The organism is Lyngbya sp. CCY1209 (assembly GCF_035615495.1).
Taxonomy (GTDB): Bacteria; Cyanobacteriota; Cyanobacteriia; order Cyanobacteriales; family Microcoleaceae; genus Limnospira.
The window spans coordinates 1-5,376 of record NZ_JAJENU010000093.1; the positions used below are offsets into that span (position 1 = coordinate 1).

The 5,376-nt window shown below is 54.5% G+C and carries 7 protein-coding genes; 6 read left to right on the plus strand and 1 reads right to left on the minus strand.

Going from position 1 to position 5,376, the window contains the following annotated elements:
• Nucleotides 1-99: photosystem II protein D1 (locus tag LKE08_RS00505; protein WP_324702239.1), on the plus strand; the 99-nt coding region annotated here is incomplete at its 5' end.
• Nucleotides 100-276: 177 nt separating this feature from the next.
• Nucleotides 277-771, plus strand: coding sequence for a hypothetical protein (locus LKE08_RS00510; protein WP_324702233.1), 495 nt, complete (start codon nt 277-279; stop codon nt 769-771).
• A gap of 16 nt (nt 772-787) precedes the next feature.
• On the opposite strand, the gene LKE08_RS00515 is transcribed toward LKE08_RS00510, so the two are convergent.
• A complete protein-coding gene (locus LKE08_RS00515) occupies nt 788-1,429 on the minus strand; it encodes a hypothetical protein (RefSeq protein ID WP_324702234.1) in 642 nt (213 codons plus the stop codon).
• A gap of 12 nt (nt 1,430-1,441) precedes the next feature.
• Between LKE08_RS00515 and LKE08_RS00520 the strand changes: the two genes are divergently transcribed.
• From LKE08_RS00520 to LKE08_RS00535, 4 genes are all read left to right on the plus strand, one after another.
• Nucleotides 1,442-1,570 carry a hypothetical protein gene (locus tag LKE08_RS00520; RefSeq protein ID WP_324702235.1) on the plus strand — a complete coding sequence of 43 codons (129 nt, stop codon included), beginning with the start codon at nt 1,442-1,444 and terminating at the stop codon, nt 1,568-1,570.
• Nucleotides 1,571-1,703: 133 nt separating this feature from the next.
• Nucleotides 1,704-1,973 (plus strand): zinc ribbon domain-containing protein, encoded by a 270-nt coding sequence (locus tag LKE08_RS00525; protein WP_324702236.1) that lies wholly within the window; start codon nt 1,704-1,706, stop codon nt 1,971-1,973.
• A gap of 206 nt (nt 1,974-2,179) precedes the next feature.
• Nucleotides 2,180-3,064, plus strand: a complete 885-nt coding sequence (locus tag LKE08_RS00530; RefSeq protein WP_324702237.1) for a fructosamine kinase family protein — start codon at nt 2,180-2,182, stop codon at nt 3,062-3,064.
• Nucleotides 3,065-3,397: 333 nt separating this feature from the next.
• Nucleotides 3,398-5,188 (plus strand): EAL domain-containing protein, encoded by a 1,791-nt coding sequence (locus LKE08_RS00535; protein WP_324702238.1) that lies wholly within the window; start codon nt 3,398-3,400, stop codon nt 5,186-5,188.
• Nucleotides 5,189-5,376 lie beyond the last annotated feature (188 nt).

Below are 5,376 nucleotides of genomic sequence, written 5' to 3' on the forward strand. Positions count from 1 at the left end.
ATGGAAGTCATGCACGAGCGCAACGCTCACAACTTCCCCCTCGACTTGGCTTCTGCTGAGTCCGAGACTGTGGCTTTGGTTGCCCCCGAAATTGGCTAATTTCTAGCCCAGCTTAAATCAAGCGCCTCCCGATTGGGGGGCGCTTTTTGTTTTTGGGGTGTTATGGCCGTCGCCAGAGCCGACTTGAACCCGGGGTACTGATGCTTTTCCACCTCCAAGTGGCAGTGCCCGATTCCGACGCCGTTCGGGTAAAATTGCGATCGCGGGTCAACTCGAATGGAACCCGGAGGCGATCGGAAGGGCGAAGGGGATCTGGCGGTGGCGAAGAAATTAATTTTAATCCCGATCCTGTTGATTTCCCTGGCGTTGTGGGGGTGTTCTCCGGCGGGAATCACGCCGACGCCAACCCTGGTTCAACAGGCCCTCACCCTGCAAATCCGACAGATTCACCGGGAACTGAATTTAAAATCCGACGTCGCCAGTTCCCCCCGGGGGTTTAAAATTACCCGGGTGGCGATCGCCCGTTTGGAACCCCTGACGATCGACGGTTTGGAGGGGTTTAAGGTGGAGGGGACCTACGATCTCCGGGTGCGGGGGAGCGCGCGCCGGTTCGGAGAACGACACAACCCGTTTCGCATCTACCTGCAAAGACGGGGCGGGGGGCGGATCTGGCGGTTGGCTTGGCTGGAAAATGAGGGCCGAAGCCGGGGGGGCGATCGCGGGCGTCAACCCCAATGGTCTACGATGGCAATTCCGCGGCGGTTTTTCTAGGAATTTCGAGCCGAGATCATCCCAAACGGTGGTTACTTTCCATCTCCAATCGAGAGTCTTCGGATTGGGATTCGCCCAACATCGCTTTGTCGCTGGGTTTTAAAACGGCTTGAATGGTGCGGAGAAAGCGATTCGGCCGGTTGGCTCTCATCGCCTGCCGCTCCTGAACTTTTTTCGCCAAATGCCGCATCACGGAAGCATCCAATTCGTCGATAAAATGGTCGGCGATGCGTTCTCCCATAAATTCGATCGCTTCGGAATACTGCGACATCAACAGATCGACGGTCGTCGTCGCGCCGTCAACCATCTCGTCGGATGTCGAGTTTTGAGAAGGTGGGGCGGCGGGTTGAGGTTGAGAGGGGGAAGATTCCGGCATGGGCGCGGTATTTTGAGATTGGGGTGGAGGTGAATTGGGGACGCGGTTAGAACGGCGGTTGAGGAAAGTTTGATATTCGTCGATGCTCATCCCCAAATTGTGGAGGTGGTGGTGAACGTGGTCGAGTAAATCCACTTCTCGGGGCGAGTATGAATCGTGATTGCCATTCAAGCCGTGGAGTTTCGCCCAGCTTTTGATGGTGGCTTCGTCGCGGATGTCATATCGATCTAAGAGTTGGGTGGTGGTGAGATCGGTTTCGGGGGTGGCTTTAAAATCGCTCATCGAAAATTCTCCTTGAAACTGGGTCGCGGACGAGACGACAACTCGGGTGCGGACGGCACTGCGGGGCCGCGCGATCGCGCCGAAATCCGCTTGAAACCGGCTGACTGGAGTCCGGCTCCGGCGTTACAGGGTATATTTTGACACATTCTGACCCGCCGCGATCCGCGATCGCTTCCCCCCTGACGGTCTGGGATCTCGAACCGGGGAAATAGAATTGGAAAATTTTGTGATAAAAAAGAGGAGATGACTGGTTTCTCTGGTAAGGACAACTGCCATGCCGATCTACGATTATTTCTGTCCGAGCAATAACCGCAAGGTCGAGGTGATGCACAGTATCGATCGCGAGGTGAAAACCTGGGGCGAGGTTTGTGAGTTGGCGAATTGTGAGGTTGGGGAAACGGCGTCGGATGCGCCCGTCCGCCGCCTGCTGAGTGCGCCGATGCTGTCGATTCCCACCTCTAACGCGGATTACAGAAACGCGGGCTTTACTAAGTTGGTGAAGCGGGACAAGGGGGTTTACGAAAATGTGACGGCCCGGGATTGATTTGGGGTGGAAAGACTCCCTCGGGAATGAATTCCCAAGCTGCAAGGGTTTTAAATGTCATGAAACCCGAGGAATCGTCTCGGTCAATTTCCCTTTTAAATGGCGATGTCCGCATCGATGGTGCCGAGACTATACCGATCGCCGGTTGCCGATCGCCGGTTGCCTGCTATAGAATCCCAGCGATGACGCGATCGCTTTAAAATGCCATGTGGGATCAGATAGTCGAACACATCAGTAACGCAACCGGAGAACTTTTCAAAAGCAACAGTCCGCGATCGGTGGGGGGGGGCTGCATCAACCAAGGGTATCGCCTCGACGACGGTTCGCGCCGCTATTTTGTCAAACTCAACAGTGCCTCTCTGGCGGATATGTTCGAGGCGGAGGCTTTGGGGGTCAAGCAGATGTGGGAAACCCGCACGATTCGGGTTCCCAAACCCATTTGCTGGGGCGTCGCCGGGAGTTCCTCCTATATCGTCCTGGAGTGGCTGGAAATGGGGGGCCGCGGCAATTCTGAGGCGATGGCGGAAATGGGGCGACAGTTGGCGAGGTTGCACCAGTGGACGCCGCCGGAGGACTATCCGGGGCACGATCAATTCGGCTGGGATATCAACAACACCATCGGATCGACGCCCCAGATCAACACCTGGACGGCGGACTGGGCGGAATTTTGGCGGGACCGCCGCATCGGCTACCAACTCAAACTCGCCCGCCGGCGGGGGGGACGGTTCGACAACGGCGAGCGCCTGCTGGAGAAAATTCCGGAACTATTGGCCGGCCACCGACCCAAACCGGCTTTGGTTCACGGGGACCTGTGGGGGGGCAACGCCTCGGTGATGGCCGACGGGGAACCGGTGATTTTCGACCCGGCGGCCTATTTCGGCGATCGCGAGGTGGATATTGGCATGACGGAGGTGTTCGGCGGATTTCCGGCGGCGTTTTACCGGGGTTACAACGAAGTTTGGCCCCTGGATGGGGGCTACGAGCGTCGCAAAACCCTCTACAATCTCTATCACATTTTGAATCATTTTAATTTATTTGGAGGGGGTTATGGTTCCCAGGCCGATCGCATGATTCAGCAGCTTTTGCGTTGAAGTTCATCCCGGCGATCGCGAAATAAAAAAAAATGCTCGGGATTGAGCTGACCAATTTGGATGAAATTCTTGGCCGTCGGATAGCGGCCGTTTTCCCGAAAAATCCGATTTTAATTTTCATCCTTAAGTGGGATGGATATGACAGGTTTCACCGCGTCTCTCCGCCGGGGGTGAGGCGGACGGACGAATCTCGTTCGAGGCGGGGTGTGAAAAAAAGTTGCCATGCCATCGCCTCAGAAGTCACAATGAAATTAGAGGCTTTCTCTAGGTTTGAAGTGGTCGGAACCGATCGAACTGCATCAAACTCCGGGTGCGTTACCTCCCACCAGTAGCATGAACAAAAATTCTGATCCTCCCCCCGCCCGCGTTCTGATTGTTGACGATACCCCTCACAATCTGCGTTTGCTGTCCGCCATGCTCAACAAACAGGGGTATGCCGTCGAGTGCGTCACGGATGGTGGCGCGGCGATCAAACAGATTGCCGTCAATCCCCCCGATTTAGTTCTGCTCGATATTCTCATGCCAAACATGGATGGCTATGAAGTTTGCGAGCGGTTGAAGGCTTCGGAACAAACCAGTCAAATTCCGGTCATTTTCCTGAGCGCCTTGGGGGAAGTGTTTGACAAAATTAAAGCCTTTGAGGTAGGCGGTATCGATTATATCACAAAACCGTTTGAAATCCAAGAAGTTCTCGCCCGGGTTCGGACTCAATTGGAAATCCGCGGCGCCCATCTGGAAGTCGAGCAAATGAACCTGGAATTGGAACGGCGAGTTCGGGAACGCACCCGCGAACTGGCGGACGCCAACCAACAACTGCTGCACATGGCATCCCACGACGCGCTCACGGGGTTGCCCAACCGGGTTTTCTTTATGGAACGGCTCATGGAAGCCCTGAATCGGACTCAGGAAGAACGCGATCGCCAATTTGCGGTTTTGTTTCTCGACTGCGACAACTTCAAAATCGTCAATGATTCTTTGGGGCATCTGGTGGGCGATCGGCTGATGATGGCGGTCGCCAAGCGATTGAAATCCTGCATCATTCCCAATGGTTTTTTGGCGCGATTTGAAGGGGATGAATTCACCATTTTAATCGATCAAATCAAAGATATAGATCGGGCGAAGCAGACGGCGAAAAAAATTCATAAAGCCCTCACTAAACCGTTTTATATAACAGAAGAAGAGATTTTTATCAACGCCAGCATCGGCATCGTTTTGGGGACCCACGATTACGATCGCCCCGAGGACTTGCTCCGAGATGCGGACACCGCCATGTATCAGGCGAAGGCGAAAGGCAAAGCCCGCTACCAAGTTTTTGATGCCGGAATGCACGCCCAATCTTTGGCCCGTTTATTATTGGAAAATGACCTGCGACGGGCGCTCCAACGAAATGAATTTATCCTCCACTATCAACCCATCGTCCACCTGGCGACGAACCGCATTGCCGGCTTCGAGGCATTGGTGCGCTGGCACCATCCGACGCGGGGGGTGGTTTCTCCCTATGAGTTCATTCCGGCGACGGAAGAAACGGGTTTAATCGTGCCATTGGGACAGTGGATTATGGAGGAAGCCTGCCGCCAGATTCGGCAGTGGCAGGAACAGTGCAATGGGGGAAAAATGCCCATCAGTATCGGTGTCAATTTGTCGGTGAAACAATTTTGTCAGCATGATTTGATCGAACAAATTGACAATATCCTCGCTCGCACCGGACTCGATCCGAGCAGTTTAAAGCTGGAAATTACCGAAACTGCCTTGATCGAAAACGAACGCGCTGCACTGGAGATTTTACAGCAGTTCAGAGACCGTAAAATTCAGTTGGGAATTGATGATTTTGGCACCGGCTATTCTTCCCTGAGTTACCTGCACAATTTCCCCATCGACACCTTGAAGATCGACCGCTCCTTTATCACCCGTCTGACGGAACAGGGGAAACACACGGCGATCATTCAGGCGATCGTTTCCCTCGCCCAAAATTTGGGGATGACGGTGATCGCCGAGGGGGTGGAAATAGCGGAACAAGTGACCAAATTGAAGGAGTTGGGATGCGAATACGGACAGGGATATTTTTTCTCCAAACCCCTCGCTCCGGAAATGGCTTGGAGGGCGATCGCATCTCAAAGGCGCTGATATCAAATCCGGTTAAATACTCGAACATCGGGCAACCCGATAAGGTTGCCCCCACGGGAAGCCGACCTCCCCCCTTACTCCCCCCTTACTCCCCCCCTTTCTCCCCCCTTACTCCCCCCTTTCTCCCCCCTTTCTCCCCCCTTCTCCCCCCTTCTCCCCCCTTCTCCCCCCTTCTCCCCCCTTTCAAA